We start from the raw sequence: 17,940 nt of genomic DNA on the forward strand, positions 1-17,940 counted from the left end.
ATGACGACGCTGGTAGAGGTCAAGGACCTGCGCGTGGTCGCCCAGGCCGAAGACGGCAATGAAACCCCCATCGTCAAGGACGTCGGCTTCAGCCTGGCCAAGGGCGAGGTGCTGGCGCTGATCGGCGAGTCCGGCTCGGGCAAGACCACCATAGCGCTGTCGCTGCTGGGCTATGCCCGCGCCGGCTGCCGCCTGGCCGGGGGCTCGATCCGCGTCGGCGACACCCAGGTGCTGGAACTGGATGCGGCCGGCCTGCGCCAGTTGCGCGGGCGGACCGTGGCCTACATCGCCCAGAGCGCCGCGGCGGCCTTCAATCCGTCGCGCCGGCTGATGGAACAGATCATCGAAAGCGCGCTGATCCACGGCGTGCTGACGCGGCGCGAAGCCGAGGCACGCGCCCTGGAGCTGTTCCGCGAACTGGCACTGCCGGATCCCGAGCACATCGGCGAGCGTTATCCGCACCAGGTGTCCGGCGGCCAGCTGCAGCGGCTGATGGCGGCCATGGCGCTGATCACCGATCCGACCCTGGTGATCCTCGACGAACCCACCACGGCGCTGGACGTCACCACCCAGATCGAGGTGCTGCGGGTGTTCAAGCAGGTGGTCCGCGACCGCGGCGTGACCGCCATCTATGTCTCCCATGACCTGGCGGTGGTAGCCCAGATGGCCGATCGCATCCTGGTGCTCAATGGGGGCGAAGTGTACGAGAATCGCCGCACCGAGCGCCTGCTGGCCAGTGCCCGCCATCCCTATACCCGCAGCCTGCTGGCCGCCGCGCAGCCCGAGCCATTGGCCGAGCGCGGCCTGCCGGCGGTCGAGACACGTCCCCCGGTGTTGGAGGTGCGCGACCTGGTGGCCGGCTACGGGCCCATGAACGCCGAGGGTCTGCCGCGCTATCGGGTGCTGGAACACATCAATCTGAGCATCGCGCCAGGCCAGGCGCTGGGGGTGATCGGTGAATCCGGCTCCGGCAAGTCGACCCTGGCGCGGGTCATCGCCGGCCTGCTGCCGCCGGCCAGGGGCAGCGTGCAACTGGGTGGCGAGCCCTTGCCGCCGGGCCTCGACGGCCGCACCCGCGAGCAGTTCCGCCGGGTGCAGCTGGTCTACCAGAATGCCGACACGGCGCTGAATCCGGCGCATAGCGTGGAGCGCATCCTGATGCGCCCGCTGCAGACCTACCACGCCTTCGACAAGGCCACCCGCCAGCGCAAGGTCCGCGAGTTGCTCGATCGGGTGCAGCTGCCGGCGAGTCTCGCCAACCGGCGTCCGGGCGAACTGTCCGGTGGCCAGAAGCAGCGGGTCAACCTGGCGCGGGCCCTGGCGGCCGAACCCGAGTTGATCCTCTGCGACGAGGTGACCTCGGCACTGGATACCGTGGTCGGCGCGGCCATCCTCGACCTGCTGGTGGAACTGCGCCGCGAGCTGGGGCTGGCCTATCTGTTCATAAGCCACGACATCTCCACGGTACGCAGCCTCTGCGACGAGGTGCTGGTGCTCTATGCCGGTCAGCCGGTGGAGCTGGGTACGCCGGCCACGCTGCAGCATCCGCCGCTGCATCCCTACACCGACCTGCTCACCGCTTCGGTGCCGGCGCTGCGCCAGGGCTGGCTGGAGGAGCAGCCGGTCCGCACGGTGGTGCCCCTGGCTGCCGAGCCCCAGGCGACGGGTGCGCTGTGCAGCTTCCTGCGCCGCTGCCCGGTGCGTGTCGAGGGCCGCTGCGAGCGCGCAGCGCCGCCCCAGCAGCGGCTGCCAGGCGGCAACCTCATTCTTTGTCACCACGACGGCGAGACCTTGCAACGCCTGCAAGGCGGCGCCGTGCTACACACCCAAGGAGTTCGCGCATGACGTCCCGCTTCCAGCGCCTCGCCGAAACCGGTCGGTCGCAGGTCAGCCTCACGGTCGATGGCCTGCCGGTCACGGCCCTGGCCGGCGATACCCTGATGGTCGCCTTGCTTGCCAATGGCCCGGCGCTGCGGCGCTCCGAGTTCGGCGAGGAACGCCGCGCCGGTTTCTGCCTGATGGGCGCCTGCCAGGATTGCTGGGTGTGGACCGCCGCGGGCGAGCGCCTGCGCGCCTGCGGCACCGAGGTCCGCGAAGGGCTGCAGATCCTCACGGCGCAACCGGAGGCGGTATGGAATCTGGCCTAGCACCCGCTGATTCGAAGGCGCCGCGGGTGGTCATCGTCGGTGCCGGGCCGGCCGGCGTGCGCTGCGCCGAAACCCTGCTGGCGGCGGGTATCACCCCCGTGGTGATCGACGAGAACCGCCGCGACGGTGGCCAGATCTATCGCCGCCAGCCCGACGGCTTCCAGCGTCCCTATGCCATCCTCTATGGCAGCGAGGCGACCAAGGCCGAGGACCTGCACCGGACCTTCGACCGCCTGCGCGGGCAACTGGACTACCGCCCGGAGACGCTGGCCTGGCACCTGCACGAACGCACCCTCTACACCGTGCAGGGTAACCGCCAGCGCACCCTGGACTTCGATGCCCTGGTGCTCTGCACCGGCGCCAGCGACCGGTTGCTGCCGGTGCCGGGCTGGAACCTGGCGGGCACCTATACCCTCGGCGGCGCCCAGATCGCCCTCAAAACCCAGGCGGTATCCATCGGCCGGCGGGTGATCTTCCTGGGCAGCGGGCCCTTGCTGTACCTGGTCGCCAGCCAGTACCAGCAGGCCGGGGCCACCGTGGCCGCGGTTCTCGATACCGCGCCGCTGCGGCTGCGCGCCCTGGCGGCGCCCAAGCTGCTGGCGCGGCCGGGTGTCGCCTGGAAGGGCGTGCAACTCATGGCCTCGCTCCAGCGCGCCGGGGTGCCGTTGCACTTCGGCGTCACCCCGCTGGAAATCCTTGGCGACGCCGAGCAGGGCGTGCGCGGCGTAGTCTTCGCCGATGCCCGCGGCCTGCGGCAGGAGGTGGTCGGCGATGCCCTGGGCCTGGGCTATCACCTGCGCCCGGAAACCCAGCTGGCGGACCTGGCCCGCTGCGCCTTCGAATTCGAACGGGCGACCGGGCAATGGGTGCTGCAGCTGGATGCCGTGGGACGCACATCCACCCCGGGCGTCTATGCCGCCGGGGATGGCGCCCGGGTGCGCGGTGCCGACGGCGCCGAACTGGCCGGGCGGCTGGCCGCCTGCGCGGTCTTGACCGATCTCGGCCGCACGCCGCCCACCGGCCTCGCCGAACGTTGCCGCGAAGCACTGGCAGTGCAGGAGCGTTTTCGCCTGGGGCTGGCCGAAGCCTTTCCCTGGCCGGCCAGGCAGATGGCCAGCCTGCCGGACAGCGCGGTGGTCTGCCGCTGCGAGGGCATCACCGCCGGTGAACTGCGCGCCGTGGTGCGGGAGAAGGGTGCCCGCGAAGCCAACCGCGCCAAGGCCTTCAGCCGGGTCGGCATGGGGCGCTGCCAGGGACGCTATTGCGCCCAGGCCGGGGCCGAGATCATCGCCGCCGAATCCGGGGTGCCGGTGGAGACCGTCGGCCGCCTGCGCGGCCAGGCACCGGTCCGGCCCTTGCCATTGGGCATCGTCGCCTGCGAAGAAGAGGTTTCGTCATGAGTCAGATCGTCGCCAATCGGGCGGATGTCATCGTCGTCGGTGCTGGCATCATGGGTAGCGCCAGTGCCTTTTTCCTGCGCCGTCGCGGCCTCTCGGTACTCTTGCTGGAGCGCGACCAGGTCGGACGCTTCGCCAGTGGCACCAATTTCGGCAACGTCCGCCGCCAGGGGCGCTACCTGACCCAGGTGGCGCTGTCCAACCGCTCCCGGGGCATCTGGGGCCGACTGCCCGAGCTCATCGGTGACGACCTGGAGTTCATCCCCGGCGGTCATCTGCGGGTGGTCTACGATCCCGGCCGCATCGCCATGCTGCATGATTACGCCCGGGCGCCGGAGACCGCCGCCCTGGACCTGCAGGTGCTCGAAGGCGCGGCCCTGCACGAGAAATTTCCCTACCTCGGCCCCGAGGTGGTGGCGGGCTCCTACGCACCCCACGACGGCCACGCCAATCCGCGCCTGGCCGCGCCGGCCTTCGCCCGCGCGGCGGTGCGCGAGGGCGTCGAGCTACAGGAAGGGGTGGAAATCACCCAGGTGTCCAAGCCGGGTGCCGATTTCCAGGTGCAGGCCGCCGATGGCCGACGCTTCCAGGCGTCGCGCCTGCTGATCACCGCCGGCGCCTGGGGCAGTCGGTTGTCGAGCCAGTTCGGCGAGCCGGTGCCCATCGAGACCCATGGGCCGCAGATGGGCGTCACCGAGCCCTTGCCCTATGCCTTCAAGGAGGCGGTGGGGGTGTCGTCGCCCTTGGTGAGCGAGACCATCTACTTCCGCCAGATCCCGCGCGGCAACGTCATCTTCGGCGGCTGCTTCCGCACCCGGCCGGACCTGGACACCCGCCTGGCCCGCGCCGAGCCCCATGGCCTGCTCAATCAACTCACCCAGCTGCGGCGGCTGGCGCCGGCCCTGGGGCGGGTCAATGTGATCCGCACCTGGAGCGGGGTGGAGGGCTATATCGCCGACGACCTGCCGATCATGGGGCCCAGCAGCCAGGTGGACGGCCTCTACTACGCCTTCGGCTTCTGCGGCGCCGGCTTCCAGCTCGGCCCCGGGGTGGGCGACACCATGGCCGAACTCATCGCCACCGGCAGTACCGAGACGCCCCTGGCGGCCTTCGACATCGGCCGCTTCGCCCACGCCCGCCGCGAGAGCCTTGCCGGATGAACAGCCAGGACCTGCTGCGTACCCTGATCGGCTTTCCCACGATTTCCGCCGATTCCAACCTGGCGCTGATCCAGCATGTGCAGGGCCTTTTGGAAGCCGCCGGCATCGCCTGCCGCCTGGTGCTCGACGAGAGCGGGCGCAAGGCCAATCTCTTCGCCAGCGTGGGTCCGAGCGACGTGCCCGGTGTGCTGCTTTCCGGCCATACCGATGTAGTGCCGGTGGCCGGCCAGGCCTGGACCCTGCCACCCTTCGAAGGGACCCTCAAGGACGGGCGGATCTATGGCCGCGGCGCCTGCGACATGAAGGGCTTCGTCGCCTGCGCGGTGGTGGCGCTGCTGGCTGCCGCTCGCGGCGCACCTTTGAAACGCCCGTTGCAACTGGCCCTGTCCCACGACGAAGAGATCGGTTGCGTCGGCGTACGCCGCCTGCTGGACGTGCTAGAACTGGCGCCGGTGCGGCCCTTTCTCTGCATCGTCGGCGAACCCACCGACCTGCAGGTCGCCCTCGGCCACAAGGGCAAGGCCGCGCTGCGCGCCCACTGCCATGGCCAGGAGGGCCATTCCTCCTTGGCGCCCTTGCACGTCAACGCTATCCACCTGGCCAGCGACCTGGTCGGCGCCCTGCGCGCCAGCCAGCGGCGCCTGGCGGAAGAGGGCGCCCACGACGCGGCCTACGACATTCCCTATACCACCCTGCATGTCGGGCGGATCGAGGGCGGCAAGGCGCTGAACATCGTGCCCAATCTCTGCACCCTGGATTTCGAGATCCGCCATCTGCCGGCGGATGATCCCGCCACTTTGGTCGCCGCGCTCCAGGAGACGGCGGACCGTCTGGTCAGGGAGGCACGGCAAACGTCCGCCAAGGCCGCCATCGAGATCGAGACGGTCAATGCCTATCCGGGCCTGGACACCCATCCCAGTGTCGAGGCCGTGCGCTTCCTGCAGACGCTGGTCGAGCCGGGCACCAGCCAGCTCAAGGTGGCCTTCGGCACCGAGGGCGGCCTCTTCGCCCGTCGGCTGGACACCCCCGTGGTGGTCTGCGGCCCCGGCAGCATCGAGCAGGCGCACAAGCCGGACGAGTATGTCGAACTGAGCCAGCTCGACGCCTGTGATGCCTTGCTGGGGCGCTTGCGGATGGCCTTGGGCTGAGGCTGTACGTGTGATGTTTCAGAGATAGGGGCGGCTGCGCCTTCTGGAAGGAGGCTCGGCTCCTTTTGTTCGCGTCGGTTTCGCCACCTCACACGTCGCACCCATGTAACTGTTAGTGCCGTCTTTAACAAAAAATCACAAACGGGGATCTGCAGACGGTTTTCTAGAACACACCTATTCAGACTCATAAAGTGCCAACAAACCGGGCTCGCGCAATGCGCGCTGCCCAACCTGGCATCCAGGTGACAAGGTTGCGCCTAACAGGGTCTAGCTATGCAAACTGTGGTGCGCTCGTCCGCGAAAACGATCGGCTTACTGGCTTTGACCTTTACCGCCTGCAATGCAACCACCCATGGCTTCAGCATTTTCCTGTACTCGGCCTTGCTGCCCGATATCCGCCAGGCCTTTCAGCTGAGCTATAGCCAAGCCGCCTTCATCGCGGCGCTGCTGCAGCTGTTCTATATGGCGGCGTCCATCGTCAGTGGTATCGCGGCGGCCTGGATCAGCCCGCGCAACATGGTCCGCCTGACGATGGCCCTGAGTCCCGTGCTGCTGGTCCTGGCCGTCGTCACACCCTGGGTCCTACCCTTCGCCCTGTGCCTCGCTCTGGTCTCCGCCTGTGCGGTATCCAACTGGAATGCCATTGCCGCGCTGGCCAGCGAAGTGATCCCTGGCGCCTACCGTAGCCGGGTATTGGGCTTGGCTTCATCGGGCGCGGCGTTCGCGATCTGCGTCAACGGGGTGCTGATCGCCCTCTTGCAAGGCATTTCCCTGGCCCACTTCTGGTTCATCTGCGCCGGCTTGACCGCGATGGTCACCCTGCTGACGTTCTGGACCCTGGCCTCTTTGCCGCAGGGTCACCACAGCGCGCGGGAAAGCGCTCCCTCGTTACGGGTCATCCTCGCGCAGTGGGGTAGCCTCTGCCTGAGACAACCCGTGGCACTGCATATCCTGCTACTCAGTGCGCTCATCGGCGGCGTCAGCGGGCCCTTTTTGAACTTCCTCTCGGCCTTTGCCAGCGAGCGACTGGCGGCCGATGCCCAGATCACCGGATCGCTGTGGACGCTCATTGGCATCAGTGGTGTCGGCGGGGGCCTGCTGCTGGGCTCCCTGGCGGATCGACTGGGCACCCTGAAGGTAATGACCCTGAGCATAGCGGCCTTCGGCCTGGCCATGCTGGCGCTACTGTGGCTGCCGAGCATCAACCTGACCTTGCTGGCCGCGGGGCTGTTCGGGCTATTTTATTTCCCCATCTGGGGTTTGATGGCCGCCTATCTCAGCGCCCGTCTGAATCCGATCCATAGTCTGCAGGTGGTGAGCCTGAGCATGGTCGGCTATGGCCTGGGCAGCGCTGTCGCCAACTGGCTGTGCGGACGGCTACTACAGGCGACCGCGGAGTTTGCCCTGGTGCATGGCTGGATCGTCTGCTCGTTGGCGGCCAGCTTGTTGCTACTGGGGTGGATGGCCCGCCGTGATAGGTGCGGTGCCGCGCTCGGGCAGCCGCTGTGAACCTTCCAGCTGGTACAGGAGGATGTCGACGAAGGCGTCCACCGTAAGGGTCTTCCCCTGTTTCGAACGCCAGATCATCAGCTGCGCCGGCTCTATCGGCGGAAAGCCCTGGGACTCATCGAGCACCTGCCAACCCGCCGGCACCAGACGCCTTGCCGTGACGCCGACCGACTGACCTTGCTCGATGGCAATTCCGATGCCCCGCGGGCTCTGGCTGGTATAAACCACGTGCCAGGGACGCCCGGCCTTGGCCAGGGCGCTGACGGCATTGGCGCGAAAGGCACAGCCTTCGGCATAGACCGCCAGCGGTACCGAGCTGTGTCTTCCTGCCTCCCACTCGTCCTTCACGACCCACACCAGCGGTTCATCGCAGAGGTACTCTCCGGGTTGCAGATCGGCGTGTTGCACGCCCAATACCAGGTCCAGCTCGCCGCGTTGTAGACGACCGACCAGCGCCGTCGATCGCTCGCAGCAGATGTCCGGGCGTACCTGGGGAAATTGCGTCCGGAAGTCCTTCAAGACGGCGGGTAGGTAGAGCTGCGCATAGTCCTCAGGGATGCCGACGTGAATGCAGGCCTGCTCGTCGGGCAAGCGCACGGCGTTGACGGCATTCGCATGCAACTTGAGGATCTGTCTCGCGTAGATCAGAAACGTCTCGCCGCCGGGCGTCAGACTCACCGAACGGCTATTACGCTGTACCAGCGGCGTGCCGACGATGTCTTCCAGACGCTGCAAACTTTGGCTGATGGTGGACTGCGTTCTATGCAGGCGCTCGGCCGCCGCGGAAAACCCATTGCAGTCGATGATGGCGACGAAGACTTTCAGTAGTGCTCCATCCAGTTCACCCGCCATGACTATCGCACCCGCCGATGGATTCTATCGCAACTTGTAATTTCCATTTCAGCCCCCCGCCACGCAATTATCAACTCCGCGCTCACTACTATTAACCGACCGCTCCAGGAGAATTGCATGAGCCTTCGTCTTGCCGATGCCGAGCTGGGAGATATCAGCGATATCATCAATACCGACCTGTATCCCATTCATGATTCGGGCCATGTCCAACTGCAGGCATTGATCGAGCACGCTCGAGCCGAGCTCGCCGAAGATGGCTGTTGTTTGCTAAAGGATTTTCTGCGGCCCGAAGCCTTGGAACAGGCCCGCGCCGAAGGCCAGGCGCTGTCGGGCAAGACCTTTTATTCCGTGCGCAAGGTGAATGCCTATTTCACCGAAGACGATCCGACGCTGCCCCAAGATGATCCGCGACGCACATTCATGGAGCGTACCAGCGGTTTCGTGACCCGGGATATGATCCAGCCCGATGCGGTTATCCATCGACTTTATGTGTCGCCAATGATGAAGCGTTTTATTGGCGCCTGTTTGGACGAGCCGGAGATTTACGAGTACGCCGATCCCTTCGCCGGATTGGTAATTAATGTCATGCCCCAGGGTACCGAGCAACCTTGGCACTTCGATACCAACGAATTCATTGTCAGCATGATGACCCAGAAGCCCGACGCGGGCGGACTATTTCAATATGCGCCGATGATTCGTACCCGTACTCAGGAAAATCTCGGGGCCGTCGGCAAAGTAGTGCGGGGCGATGATCTTAGCCGAGTGAAGGAGTTGGAAATCAACCCCGGTGATTTGCAGATATTCAAGGGCCGCTTTTCCGTTCACCGGGTAACCCGGGTCGAAGGCGCCACCGAACGCAACACCGCCATCTTCGCCTATTCCGAAAAGCCCGGCGTCATCGGCCGCGCCCAGCGTACCAAACAGCTCTATGGGCGCCTGTCGGAAGCCCATCTGCAAGCCGAGCGCAGTCTCGTCCGCAGCGACCAGTTGATCGACTGATTCATCCCTACGCTCTGTACGAAAAGTCGTCGAGCGAAGGTCAGGCGAGGCGAAAAAGGCTGAGGAAGCGGAGTTTACGAGCGGTAAATGAGCATTCCGAAGCCTTTTTCAACGAAGCATCACCGAGCGTAGGCACTTTTCGTACAGAGCCTAAAAATTCCTAGATAAAACCTACCGTACTTGCCCTGCGAGGAATTCACCATGAGTCTGTCCGGCCCAAACCGCAATCCGTCCGACTGTGAACCGACGTACGACGAAATCCAGCAAATACAACTCGACCGCCTGCGACGGGTACGCAACGAGCTGAAAAAGCGCGATTACGCGGCCTGCGTGCTCTTCGATCCCACCCATATGCGCTATGCCACGGGCTCGCGCAACATGCAGGTGTATTCGGCGCGCAATCCGGCACGTTACGCCTTCATCCCGGCGGAAGGCCCGGTGGTCGTCTTCGAGTTCGGTGGTTGCCTGCATCTGGCGGAACAGCTCAATACGGTCGATGAAGTCCGTCCCGCCAAAGCCATATCCTACTATTTCTGCGACAGCTTCCTGACCAACGTCACCGCTCAATGGGCTGCCGAAATCGATGAGCTGGTCCGTCAATGCGGCGGTGGTAACAAACGTATTGCGATCGAAAGCGCTACTTCGGCGGCAGCGTTCGAATTGCAAAAGCTCGGTTATCACATTTTCGATGCTCAGGAGCCGCTCGAAAGAGCCCGCTGCATCAAGGTGCCGAACGAGCTGAAGATGATCCGCGCCAGCCTGAGGGCTACCGAGGCCGGCGTGCGCCTGATGGAAAGCAAACTCGTGCCGGGCATCAGCGAAAACGAGCTGTGGTCGCACCTGCATCAGCACGTCATCGCGACCGACGGTGACTACGTGGAAACCCGCCTGCTGTCCTCAGGTCCGCGTACCAATCCCTGGTTCCAGGAGTGCAGTACCCGCCCCATCAATGCGGGTGACCTGGTGGCGCTGGATACCGATGTGGTGGGCCGCTTTGGCTACTACGCGGACTTCTCGCGGACTTTCCTCTGCGGTGAGCAGGCCGCGACGCAAAAGCAGAAGGACCTGTACCGGCTCGCCTACGACCAGGTACAGACCAACATGGAAATGCTGAAGGCGGGCCGCAGTTTCAAGGAATATGCCGAGCTGGCCTGGAAGATTCCTGACAACTACAAGGCCAACCGCTACTTCGCCCTGGTCCACGGGGTAGGGATGACCGGCGAATACCCCTATGTGGTGCATCGCGAAGATATAGATGCGCTGGGTTACGACGGCGTGTTCGAAGCGGGTATGACTATCTGTGTGGAAAGTTATATCGGCCACGACGAGGGCGGCGAAGGGGTGAAGCTCGAAGAGCAGGTCTATATCCATGAAAACGGCATCGAACTGCTGTCCGACTATCCATTCGATAAGCGACTGCTGGCCTCGTGACGAGGGTAGCTGCGATCCAATGAGCGAGATCGCAGCGGGACCGTCGAGCGTTTCATCCCTCGCCAGGCATCGACATCAGCGTTCTGCGAATGCCTGGCTGCCGCCACCGTGAAAGCAGGTGTACTTCTTATGATGAAAAAACTTCAGATGCTGGCGTTAGGGTTGTGTGTCTTCCTCAACGCTGCCAGCAGTTCGGCGGATACCAGGAAAATCGAGATCGGTGTCAACAACTGGGCGGAAAACATCGCCGTGGCCAACCTCTGGAAGATTCTTCTGGAAAAGAAGAATTATCAGGTATCACTGCAAAGTGCCAGCAAGATGATCCTGTATAACAGCGTGGCCCAGGGCAAGCTCGACTTGACCTTCGAAGTCTGGCTGCCCACGACCGACAGTGCGCCTTACAACAGCATAAAGGATCATGTCCAGCTTATCGGTCCATGGTTGAAGGAGGCCAACCTCGGTTTGGCGGTGCCGGACTACGTCGATATCAAGAGCATCGACGAACTCAATGCCCAGAAGAAAAAATTCGAATGGCATGGCAGACCTACCGTGTTCGGGATAGAGGCCGGCTCTGGAATCATGGGGCTGACGGAAAAGGCGATAGGTGAATACAAACTGGACTACAACCTGGTTTCCTCCTCGGAAACGGCCATGCTCCAATCGCTGGAGCGGGCCATGAAACGCAAGGAGCCGATCGTGGTGACGTTGTGGAAGCCCCACTGGGTATGGGCCAAGAAAGACCTCCGCTACCTCGATGATCCGAAAAAGGTCTACGGAACCACCGACTCCATCTATGCGATAGCCAGCCAGACGTTCAAGGCCGAGAATTCCCAGGTAGAACGGTGGTTGCAACAATGGAAGATGGACGACAAGTCGCTGGGAGAGCTGATGGCGACGATAAACGAGAACGGCCCCAATACCCCGGAAAAGGGTGCGAAGATCTGGATCGAGGCCAACAAAGCCGTGGTCGATGCCTGGATGAAATAGCCCGCGAGGAGAGACCAAGCTGCCGAGGTAGTCGGCAGCTTGGTCTTGGGTAGTACCGGTGTGGCCTTTCCTGATGGGCTGTCCTCGCCGGCGGTAGTCGGCGCGTCGACGTCGCAGCCGAACGTCAGTACCCCCGCTGGCGATCCACCAACCCCCGCATGGGCTGACCGCGCTGATGGCGCCGGATGTTCTCCAGCAGCACGGTGAACGCCGTTTCCGGCACCGTCATGGCACCCACGTGAGGCGTCAGCCAGACGCGGCGGTGTTGCCAGAAGGGATGGTCGGCGGTCGGGGGTTCCGGCTCCAGCACGTCCAGTACCGCCTGGCTCAGCTGGCCGCTGTCCAGCGCCGCCAGCAGGTCGGCCTCCACCAGCTGGGCGCCACGGCCGAGATTGATCAGGCTGGCACCGCGGGGCAAGCCGGCGAAGAGGCGGGCGTCGAGAATACCGCGGGTGTCCTGGGTCAGGGGCAGCAGGCAGATGAGGATCTCGCAATCGGCCAGGAACGCCGGTAGTTGCTGCATACCCGCATGGCAGCGTACACCGGGTAGCTCACGGGGCGAGCGTGACCAGCCCGAGAGCTGGAAGCCGAAGGTGGCGAGCCGCTCCAGCACCGCCTGGCCGATCTGGCCGAGGCCGAGCACCCCGATGCGTCTGTTCGCCGCCGGCACCAGGGCATGCTCCTGCCAGCGCCCCGCACCTTGCTGGTCGAGGTAAAGCGGCAACTGGCGATGCAGCGCCAGCACCATGAGCGTCGCGTATTCCACCATACCGGCGACGATGCCGGGATCGAGCATGCGCACCACGGGCAACTCTGGGGGCAGCAGATTCAGGTCGAACTGGTCCACCCCGGCCGAGGTGGCGAACAGCACCTCCAGGTTGGGAAAGCGCCCGGCCAGGTCTTCCGGCGGCTGCCAGCAGGCCAGGTAGCGGATCTCTTCGGGGTTGCCCACCTCCGGCCATTGGCGGAATTCGATGTCGGGCGCGCGCTCCTTGAACAGGCGTCGCCACGCCTGGCCCCGTGCGGGATCGGCCTTGTATAGCAGCGTCATGGTGAGGTCTCCGGTAAAGCCCAAGCATGGCGTAGCGGGGCGATAGTTTGTCCTGAAATTTCGGGCGTCGCCGCCATGATCGGTGGTGCGGTGGAAACTGCGCCGCACCTTCGAAAAACGGCAGCTTCTGTGCTGCCTGCCGCCCGAAACGCCATAACCCGGGTGCCGCGGCGGTCGATACTGGCCTCGTCCGCGGCCCGCTTGCCGCGCCTCTGATCGCGAGGATCCGCCATGCCCCTGCTGCATTATTGCCAGCCGCCCAGTGACCGCCGCCTCCCTTGGGCGCTGCATGCCCTGCACGACGACCCGCTCCCCGCGGGGCGCGACCTGCACCACCACGATGGACGGCTGGGCTATGTCATGGGCAGTGCCGTCAGCCATTTTGCCGATTGCCAGCTGGATGACTATCCCTGGGTGGAAGTGAGCGTCATCGAAGCCGGTGAGTTGCAGCTCGAATGGAACGGTGGCGCCTTGCAGCTCGCGGCCGGTGATGCCTTCGTGCTGCCGCGTGGCCTGAGTTGCCGTTGGCGTCACAGCGGTGAGTTGCGCCGCCTGTTCATGGCCTTTCCCGGTCGTGCCAGCGCAGGCCCCATGCCCGCGGCGCCGCTGCTGCTGGATCCCGCGGCCCCACGCGAACCCTCGCCGCCGCCTGCCGCCAGCGTGCTGCTGAGCCCAGAGCCCAGCGCCACCGGCTGCGACCTGTTCGAGAGCGGTGGCGGCGCCCTGCGGGTGGGGATGTGGGAGTGTACGGCGTACACGCGCAAGGCCGTGAGCAATCCCCACTGCGAACTGATGTTGCTCTATGCCGGTGCGGTGACCCTGACGGTCGCGGGTGAGGCGCCCTGTCAGGTCAGGGCGGGCGAGGCGGTCTTGGTGCCGGCGGACACCGCGATGGCCTGGGACAGCCGGGAGACGGTGCGCAAGCTCTATTGCATCCTGCGCTGAAGGGGCTGGCCGCCGCGCCAGCCTAGGGTTGGCGCGACTGGGCTCAGCCCGCCTTGATCAGGCTGCGCAGCGGCAGGGCATTCTTCACCACCGGCGACTTGATGACGATGTAGCTGAAGTACTTCTCGATGCCGACGTTGCGGTCGAGGATGGACTCCATCAGCTCCTGGTAGTGGCCGATGCTGCTGCACATGAAGCGCAGCAGGTAGTCGTAGCCGCCGCTGATCAGGTGGCATTCGAGGATCTCGTCGACCCCACGAATGAAGGATTCGAATTTCACGAAGTCGGCGCGCTTGTGGTCGGAGAGGGTGACTTCGGTGAACACCGTCACCGAGTTGGCGATCTTGGCCAGGTTGACGTGGGCCTCGTAGCCGCTGATGTAGCCGGCCGCCTCCAGCCGCTTGACGCGCTGCAGGCAGGGGCTGGGCGAGAGCCCCACGGCTTCGGCGAGGCTGACGTTGGTCATCCGGCCGTCCTTCTGCAGTTGCACCAGGATGTTGATATCGATGCGGTCCAGTTTCGTTGCGGCGTCCATCGTCGTTCCTCGCAGTCGTGAACGGCAGGCTAGGCACGCAGGGCGGTCTGATGCGCATGCACCAGATCGGCGAGACTCGCGTACTCGCACCGCGTGCCATCCAGGGCCTGCCGCGAAAGGTTCCAGGGCCGCGAGCGATCACGGCGCAAGGTACACAGGGGAAAATCCACCAGGGGGTTCCAGGGGTCGTCCGGTTCACTGCCCCTTACCGGTAGCAGGTCCTCGCGCGCCAGGCCCAGCGTATCGAGGGTGGCATCCAGCGCCTGGCGCAGATCACCGCCCCGGTTGGGTACCACGGCAGCGAAGACCTCCGGCAACCGCGCCGTGACCGCTGCCGCTTCGCCGTCATCCGGCGAGGCCAGCAGCACCAACCGATAGAACTTGCTCAGGTACTGCAGCGCCCCGGGGGCATCCTCGAACACCGGCCAGCACGCCGTGGCGTTTCCAAAGGCCACGCTGGCATCCAGGTCTTCCTCCTGCTGCAACTCCTGCGCCAGGCGCTGATGGATCCGCAGGTGCAGGCTGGCCTGGCTGGCGGCCGGAGCCGCCTGGCGCAACTCGCGGGCCAGGCGGTGATAGCTGCCGAGCAGCCAGTCGGGATGGGTGCTCAGTCCGGCCTGCGCCACGATGGGGCGCAGGGCTTCCACGATCCCGCCTTCGCGGTCGATAAGGGTGCCGTAGCAGGAAAAGCCAATGGCTTGGTAGCGCGTTATTCTCATGATCGGTTTCCCCTGGGCGCCGCTCCGGTGGGTCCTGGCGGCGTTGCGTTCGACCTCAGGCACCGGCCTGGGCGAGGGCGTGGCCGAACATCTGCAAGGCTTCGGCCAGTTGTGCCTCGGTGGTCACCAGCGGTGCCAGGAAGCGGATGACGTTGCGCTCGACGCCGCACTTGATCACCAGCAGGCCGGCCTGGCGAGCCGCGTCGATGACCTGCTGGGCGAGGCCGGCGTCGGGGCTGTGACCATCGGCACCGACCATCTCCACCGCCAGCATGAAGCCGCGACCGCGCACCTCGCCGATGCGGGGGTGACGCCGCTGCAGGTCGAGCAGACCGCTGCGCAGTTGCTCGCCGAGGGCGACGCCGCGGGCGACCAGGTCCTCTTCCGCGAACACGTCCAGCACCGCCAGGGCGGCGGCGCAGGCCAGGGCGTTGCCGCCATAGGTACCGCCGAGGCCGCCGGGCAGCGGCGCGTCCATGATGGCCGCGCGGCCGACCACGCCGGAGAGCGGCAGGCCGCCGGCCAGGCTCTTGGCCACCGTCACCAGGTCCGGCTGGATGCCGGTCTGCTGGAAGGCGAACAGGCTGCCGGTACGGCCGAAACCGGTCTGGATCTCGTCGGCGATCAGCACGATGCCGTGCTGGTCGCAGAGGGCGCGCAGCGCCTGGAGGAATTCCACGGGTGCCGGGCGGAAGCCGCCATCGCCCTGCACCGGCTCGATGAGGAGGGCGGCGACCTGGTCGGGGGCGATCTGGGTGGCGAAGACCTCGCGCAGACCGGCCAGCGCCTGTTGCGTATCCACGCCACGGAAGGGATCGGGATAGGGCGCGTGGTGGATGTCGCCGGGGAAGGGACCGAAGTTCTGCTTGTAGGGCTGGGCGAAGCCGGTCAGGGTCACACCCAGCAGGGTGCGGCCGTGGAAGCCCCCGCGGAAGGCGATCACCCCCGGCCGTTTGGTATGGGCGCGGGCGATCTTGATGGCGTTTTCCACCGCCTCGGCGCCCGAGGTGAGCAGCAGCGTCTTGTAGGCGTCGCCGTTGCCGATCAGGGTGTTGAGGCGACTGGCCAGTTCCAGGTAGGGCTCGTAGGCCATCACCTGGAAACTGGCGTGGGAGATTTCCCCGACCTGGCGGCGCACGGCCTCCACCACGCGGGGGTGGTTGTGCCCGACGTTGAGTACGCCGATACCGCCGACGAAATCCAGGTAGCGGCGACCGTCCACGTCCCAGACTTCGCTGCCCTGGGCGCGGGCCACTACGACGGGGTGGGCGGTGATGATGCCGCGCGGCACGCTCTGTTCGCGAAGACCCAGCAGGCGGTCGGTGGCTTTGGCAGCGGAATTCATGCAGCTATCTCCAGGCAGGGGCGAGGCTTTCAGCCTAAGCAAAGGCCGGGGTCGGTAACGCTGAAGTTGCCGGGCCTGGCATCGCGATCGGCTGTTTTGCCCGGGAGTGGCGGCATTTTCGGTTGCCCGGAGCCGGAGACGATCAGTCCAGCCCGCCCAGGTGCCAGGCCTTGACCTCCAGGTACTCGTCCAGCCCCAGGTGCGAGCCCTCGCGGCCCAGCCCGGACTGCTTCACACCGCCAAAGGGCGCGACTTCCATCGACAGGGTCCCGGTATTGAGCGCCACCATGCCGAACTCCAGGCGCTCGCCGACCCGCCAGGCGCGGCGCAGGTCCTGGGTGTAGTAGTAGGCGCCCAGGCCATAGGGCGTGGCATTGGCCAGGGCCAGGGCCTCGGCTTCGTCCCGGAAGCGGAACAGCGGCGCCACCGGGCCGAAGGTCTCCTCGCGAGCCAGCAGCATGTCCGCCGTGGAACCGGTCAGCACCGTGGGCGCGACGAACGGGTCGCGGCCGCTGGGCAGGCCGCCGAACAGGGCCTTGGCGCCCTGGGTCAGGGCGTCGTCGACATGGCGGGCGACCTTGTCCACCGCCAGGCGATTGATCAGCGGGCCCAGGGTCACCCCGGCCTCCAGGCCGTTGCCCACCTTGAACTTGGCCACCTCGGCAGCCAGCCGCTCGGCGAAGCGGTCATGGATGCCGTCCTGCACCAGGATGCGGTTGGCGCAGACGCAGGTCTGGCCGGCGTTGCGGAATTTGCTTTGCAGCACCCCGGCGATGGCCAGGTCCAGGTCGGCGTCGTCGAAGACGATGAAGGGCGCATTGCCACCCAGCTCCATGCTGGTGCGCTTCACCGTGGCGGCGCACTGCGCCAGCAGCAACTGGCCGATCCGCGTGGAGCCGGTAAAGGACAGCTTGCGTACCGCCGGATTGCCGGTCAGCTCGCCACCGATACCGGTGGGCATGCCGGTGACCACGTTGAAGATCCCCGGCGGAAAACCGGCTCGATCGGCCAGCTCGGCCAGCGCCAGGGCCGACAGTGGGGTGAGGTCCGAGGGCTTGATCAGCACCGGGCAACCGGCCGCCAGCGCCGGTGCGGCCTTGCGGGTGATCATGGCATTGGGAAAATTCCACGGGGTGATGGCGGCAGCGACGCCAACCGGCTGCTTGAGCACCAGCACCCGGCGATCCCGCGCGGGGGCGGGCAGGATATCGCCGTAGCTGCGCCGGGCTTCTTCGGCGAACCATTTGACGAAGCTGGCGCCATAGGCGATCTCGCCGCGCGCCTCGGCCAGCGGCTTGCCCTGTTCCAGGGTCATCAGCAGAGCCAGATCATCCTGGTGTTCCAGCATCAGGGCGTGCCAGCGTTCCAGCAGTGCCGCGCGTTCGGCTGCCGGTCGCTCGCGCCAGGCCGGCCAGGCCGCCTCCGCGGCGGCGATGGCGCGGGCGGTTTCCGCGGCGTCCAGCGCGGCGACCTGGGCGATCACCGCACCGGTGGCGGGGTTGTCCACGGCGAAGGTAGCGCCGTTATCGGCGCCTATCCAGCGGCCGTCGACATAGGCGGCTTGTTTGAACAGGCGAGGATCACGCAGATCGAGGTGCAGCGGCATGGTGGCGCTCCCAGTGGCAGGTCAGGCCCTGAGTCTAGGGAGCGGTGGCGGTGGCCAATGCCGAATTGGCCCGCTCCCAGCGGCTGCCGAACGCGTTCGGCGTGACGAG

At 65.8% G+C, this 17,940-nt stretch carries 16 protein-coding genes; 10 read left to right on the forward strand and 6 right to left on the reverse strand.

The window, feature by feature from the left end; all coding sequences use genetic code 11:
- The 6 genes from FSV73_RS00430 (at nucleotide 1) to FSV73_RS00455 (ending at nucleotide 7,361) form a co-directional block, all read left to right on the forward strand.
- Nucleotides 1-1,845 (forward strand): ABC transporter ATP-binding protein, encoded by a 1,845-nt coding sequence (locus tag FSV73_RS00430; protein WP_145002317.1) that lies wholly within the window; start codon nucleotides 1-3, stop codon nucleotides 1,843-1,845.
- On the forward strand, nucleotides 1,842-2,147 hold the full coding sequence (locus FSV73_RS00435; RefSeq protein ID WP_145002319.1) for a (2Fe-2S)-binding protein: 306 nt from the start codon (nucleotides 1,842-1,844) through the stop codon (nucleotides 2,145-2,147). The genes FSV73_RS00430 and FSV73_RS00435 overlap by 4 nt, the downstream gene beginning before the upstream one ends.
- On the forward strand, nucleotides 2,132-3,547 hold the full coding sequence (locus tag FSV73_RS00440; protein WP_145002321.1) for an NAD(P)/FAD-dependent oxidoreductase: 1,416 nt from the start codon (nucleotides 2,132-2,134) through the stop codon (nucleotides 3,545-3,547). Before FSV73_RS00435 ends, FSV73_RS00440 begins: the two co-directional genes overlap by 16 nt.
- A gap of 5 nt (nucleotides 3,548-3,552) precedes the next feature.
- Complete coding sequence (locus tag FSV73_RS00445) at nucleotides 3,553-4,704, forward strand: NAD(P)/FAD-dependent oxidoreductase (RefSeq protein ID WP_186309145.1); 1,152 nt, start codon at nucleotides 3,553-3,555, stop codon at nucleotides 4,702-4,704.
- Nucleotides 4,701-5,852: an acetylornithine deacetylase gene (gene argE, locus FSV73_RS00450; RefSeq protein ID WP_145002325.1), complete on the forward strand. Its 1,152-nt coding sequence runs from the start codon at nucleotides 4,701-4,703 to the stop codon at nucleotides 5,850-5,852. Before FSV73_RS00445 ends, argE begins: the two co-directional genes overlap by 4 nt.
- Before the next feature lie 273 nt (nucleotides 5,853-6,125).
- Nucleotides 6,126-7,361: an MFS transporter gene (locus FSV73_RS00455; RefSeq protein ID WP_145002327.1), complete on the forward strand. Its 1,236-nt coding sequence runs from the start codon at nucleotides 6,126-6,128 to the stop codon at nucleotides 7,359-7,361.
- On the opposite strand, the gene FSV73_RS00460 is transcribed toward FSV73_RS00455, so the two are convergent.
- A complete protein-coding gene (locus FSV73_RS00460) occupies nucleotides 7,302-8,213 on the reverse strand; it encodes a LysR substrate-binding domain-containing protein (protein WP_145002329.1) in 912 nt (303 codons plus the stop codon). The two genes, FSV73_RS00455 and FSV73_RS00460, sit on opposite strands and share 60 nt — an antisense overlap.
- 117 nt (nucleotides 8,214-8,330) lie before the next feature.
- Between FSV73_RS00460 and FSV73_RS00465 the strand changes: the two genes are divergently transcribed.
- The 3 genes from FSV73_RS00465 to FSV73_RS00475 all read left to right on the forward strand — a co-directional run bounded on the left by FSV73_RS00465 (nucleotide 8,331) and on the right by FSV73_RS00475 (nucleotide 11,630).
- Nucleotides 8,331-9,212, forward strand: a complete 882-nt coding sequence (locus FSV73_RS00465; protein WP_145002331.1) for a HalD/BesD family halogenase — start codon at nucleotides 8,331-8,333, stop codon at nucleotides 9,210-9,212.
- Between the two features lie 201 nt (nucleotides 9,213-9,413).
- The gene (locus tag FSV73_RS00470) at nucleotides 9,414-10,643 is read left to right on the forward strand and encodes a M24 family metallopeptidase (RefSeq protein ID WP_145002332.1); all 1,230 of its coding nucleotides are present in this window, start codon (nucleotides 9,414-9,416) and stop codon (nucleotides 10,641-10,643) included.
- A gap of 129 nt (nucleotides 10,644-10,772) precedes the next feature.
- Nucleotides 10,773-11,630 carry a glycine betaine ABC transporter substrate-binding protein gene (locus FSV73_RS00475; protein ID WP_145002334.1) on the forward strand — a complete coding sequence of 286 codons (858 nt, stop codon included), beginning with the start codon at nucleotides 10,773-10,775 and terminating at the stop codon, nucleotides 11,628-11,630.
- A 124-nt stretch (nucleotides 11,631-11,754) separates the two neighbouring features.
- On the opposite strand, the gene FSV73_RS00480 is transcribed toward FSV73_RS00475, so the two are convergent.
- Complete coding sequence (locus FSV73_RS00480) at nucleotides 11,755-12,681, reverse strand: 2-hydroxyacid dehydrogenase (protein ID WP_145002336.1); 927 nt, start codon at nucleotides 12,679-12,681, stop codon at nucleotides 11,755-11,757.
- Nucleotides 12,682-12,912: 231 nt separating this feature from the next.
- Here FSV73_RS00480 and FSV73_RS00485 point away from each other — a divergent pair, with 231 nt between their 5' ends.
- Nucleotides 12,913-13,626, forward strand: a complete 714-nt coding sequence (locus FSV73_RS00485) for a cupin domain-containing protein (RefSeq protein WP_145002338.1) — start codon at nucleotides 12,913-12,915, stop codon at nucleotides 13,624-13,626.
- A 43-nt stretch (nucleotides 13,627-13,669) separates the two neighbouring features.
- Here the strand turns inward: FSV73_RS00485 and FSV73_RS00490 are convergent, their stop codons facing one another.
- From FSV73_RS00490 to FSV73_RS00505, 4 genes are all read right to left on the reverse strand, one after another.
- Nucleotides 13,670-14,161 carry an Lrp/AsnC family transcriptional regulator gene (locus FSV73_RS00490; protein ID WP_007161776.1) on the reverse strand — a complete coding sequence of 164 codons (492 nt, stop codon included), beginning with the start codon at nucleotides 14,159-14,161 and terminating at the stop codon, nucleotides 13,670-13,672.
- Between the two features lie 29 nt (nucleotides 14,162-14,190).
- Nucleotides 14,191-14,880, reverse strand: a complete 690-nt coding sequence (locus FSV73_RS00495) for a haloacid dehalogenase (protein WP_145002340.1) — start codon at nucleotides 14,878-14,880, stop codon at nucleotides 14,191-14,193.
- 55 nt (nucleotides 14,881-14,935) lie between these two features.
- Nucleotides 14,936-16,225 carry a 4-aminobutyrate--2-oxoglutarate transaminase gene (gene gabT, locus FSV73_RS00500; RefSeq protein WP_145002342.1) on the reverse strand — a complete coding sequence of 430 codons (1,290 nt, stop codon included), beginning with the start codon at nucleotides 16,223-16,225 and terminating at the stop codon, nucleotides 14,936-14,938.
- 142 nt (nucleotides 16,226-16,367) lie between these two features.
- The gene (locus FSV73_RS00505) at nucleotides 16,368-17,831 is read right to left on the reverse strand and encodes an NAD-dependent succinate-semialdehyde dehydrogenase (RefSeq protein WP_145002344.1); all 1,464 of its coding nucleotides are present in this window, start codon (nucleotides 17,829-17,831) and stop codon (nucleotides 16,368-16,370) included.
- Nucleotides 17,832-17,940: the final 109 nt, after the last annotated feature.

Source organism: Pseudomonas oryzihabitans, assembly GCF_007665395.1.
Classification (GTDB): Bacteria; Pseudomonadota; Gammaproteobacteria; order Pseudomonadales; family Pseudomonadaceae; genus Chryseomonas; species Chryseomonas psychrotolerans_C.

What these genes read in the sequence shown, in the direction of transcription:
- FSV73_RS00430 (WP_145002317.1), top strand. Translation starts at nt 1, where the DNA reads ATGACGACGCTGGTAGAGGTCAAGGACCTGCGCGTGGTCGCCCAGGCC.
- FSV73_RS00435 (WP_145002319.1), top strand. Translation starts at nt 1,842, where the DNA reads ATGACGTCCCGCTTCCAGCGCCTCGCCGAAACCGGTCGGTCGCAGGTC.
- FSV73_RS00440 (WP_145002321.1), top strand. Translation starts at nt 2,132, where the DNA reads ATGGAATCTGGCCTAGCACCCGCTGATTCGAAGGCGCCGCGGGTGGTC.
- argE (WP_145002325.1), top strand. Translation starts at nt 4,701, where the DNA reads ATGAACAGCCAGGACCTGCTGCGTACCCTGATCGGCTTTCCCACGATT.
- FSV73_RS00455 (WP_145002327.1), top strand. Translation starts at nt 6,126, where the DNA reads ATGCAAACTGTGGTGCGCTCGTCCGCGAAAACGATCGGCTTACTGGCT.
- FSV73_RS00460 (WP_145002329.1), bottom strand. Translation starts at nt 8,213, where the DNA reads ATGGCGGGTGAACTGGATGGAGCACTACTGAAAGTCTTCGTCGCCATC.
- FSV73_RS00465 (WP_145002331.1), top strand. Translation starts at nt 8,331, where the DNA reads ATGAGCCTTCGTCTTGCCGATGCCGAGCTGGGAGATATCAGCGATATC.
- FSV73_RS00470 (WP_145002332.1), top strand. Translation starts at nt 9,414, where the DNA reads ATGAGTCTGTCCGGCCCAAACCGCAATCCGTCCGACTGTGAACCGACG.
- FSV73_RS00475 (WP_145002334.1), top strand. Translation starts at nt 10,773, where the DNA reads ATGATGAAAAAACTTCAGATGCTGGCGTTAGGGTTGTGTGTCTTCCTC.
- FSV73_RS00480 (WP_145002336.1), bottom strand. Translation starts at nt 12,681, where the DNA reads ATGACGCTGCTATACAAGGCCGATCCCGCACGGGGCCAGGCGTGGCGA.
- FSV73_RS00485 (WP_145002338.1), top strand. Translation starts at nt 12,913, where the DNA reads ATGCCCCTGCTGCATTATTGCCAGCCGCCCAGTGACCGCCGCCTCCCT.
- FSV73_RS00490 (WP_007161776.1), bottom strand. Translation starts at nt 14,161, where the DNA reads ATGGACGCCGCAACGAAACTGGACCGCATCGATATCAACATCCTGGTG.
- FSV73_RS00495 (WP_145002340.1), bottom strand. Translation starts at nt 14,880, where the DNA reads ATGAGAATAACGCGCTACCAAGCCATTGGCTTTTCCTGCTACGGCACC.
- gabT (WP_145002342.1), bottom strand. Translation starts at nt 16,225, where the DNA reads ATGAATTCCGCTGCCAAAGCCACCGACCGCCTGCTGGGTCTTCGCGAA.
- FSV73_RS00505 (WP_145002344.1), bottom strand. Translation starts at nt 17,831, where the DNA reads ATGCCGCTGCACCTCGATCTGCGTGATCCTCGCCTGTTCAAACAAGCC.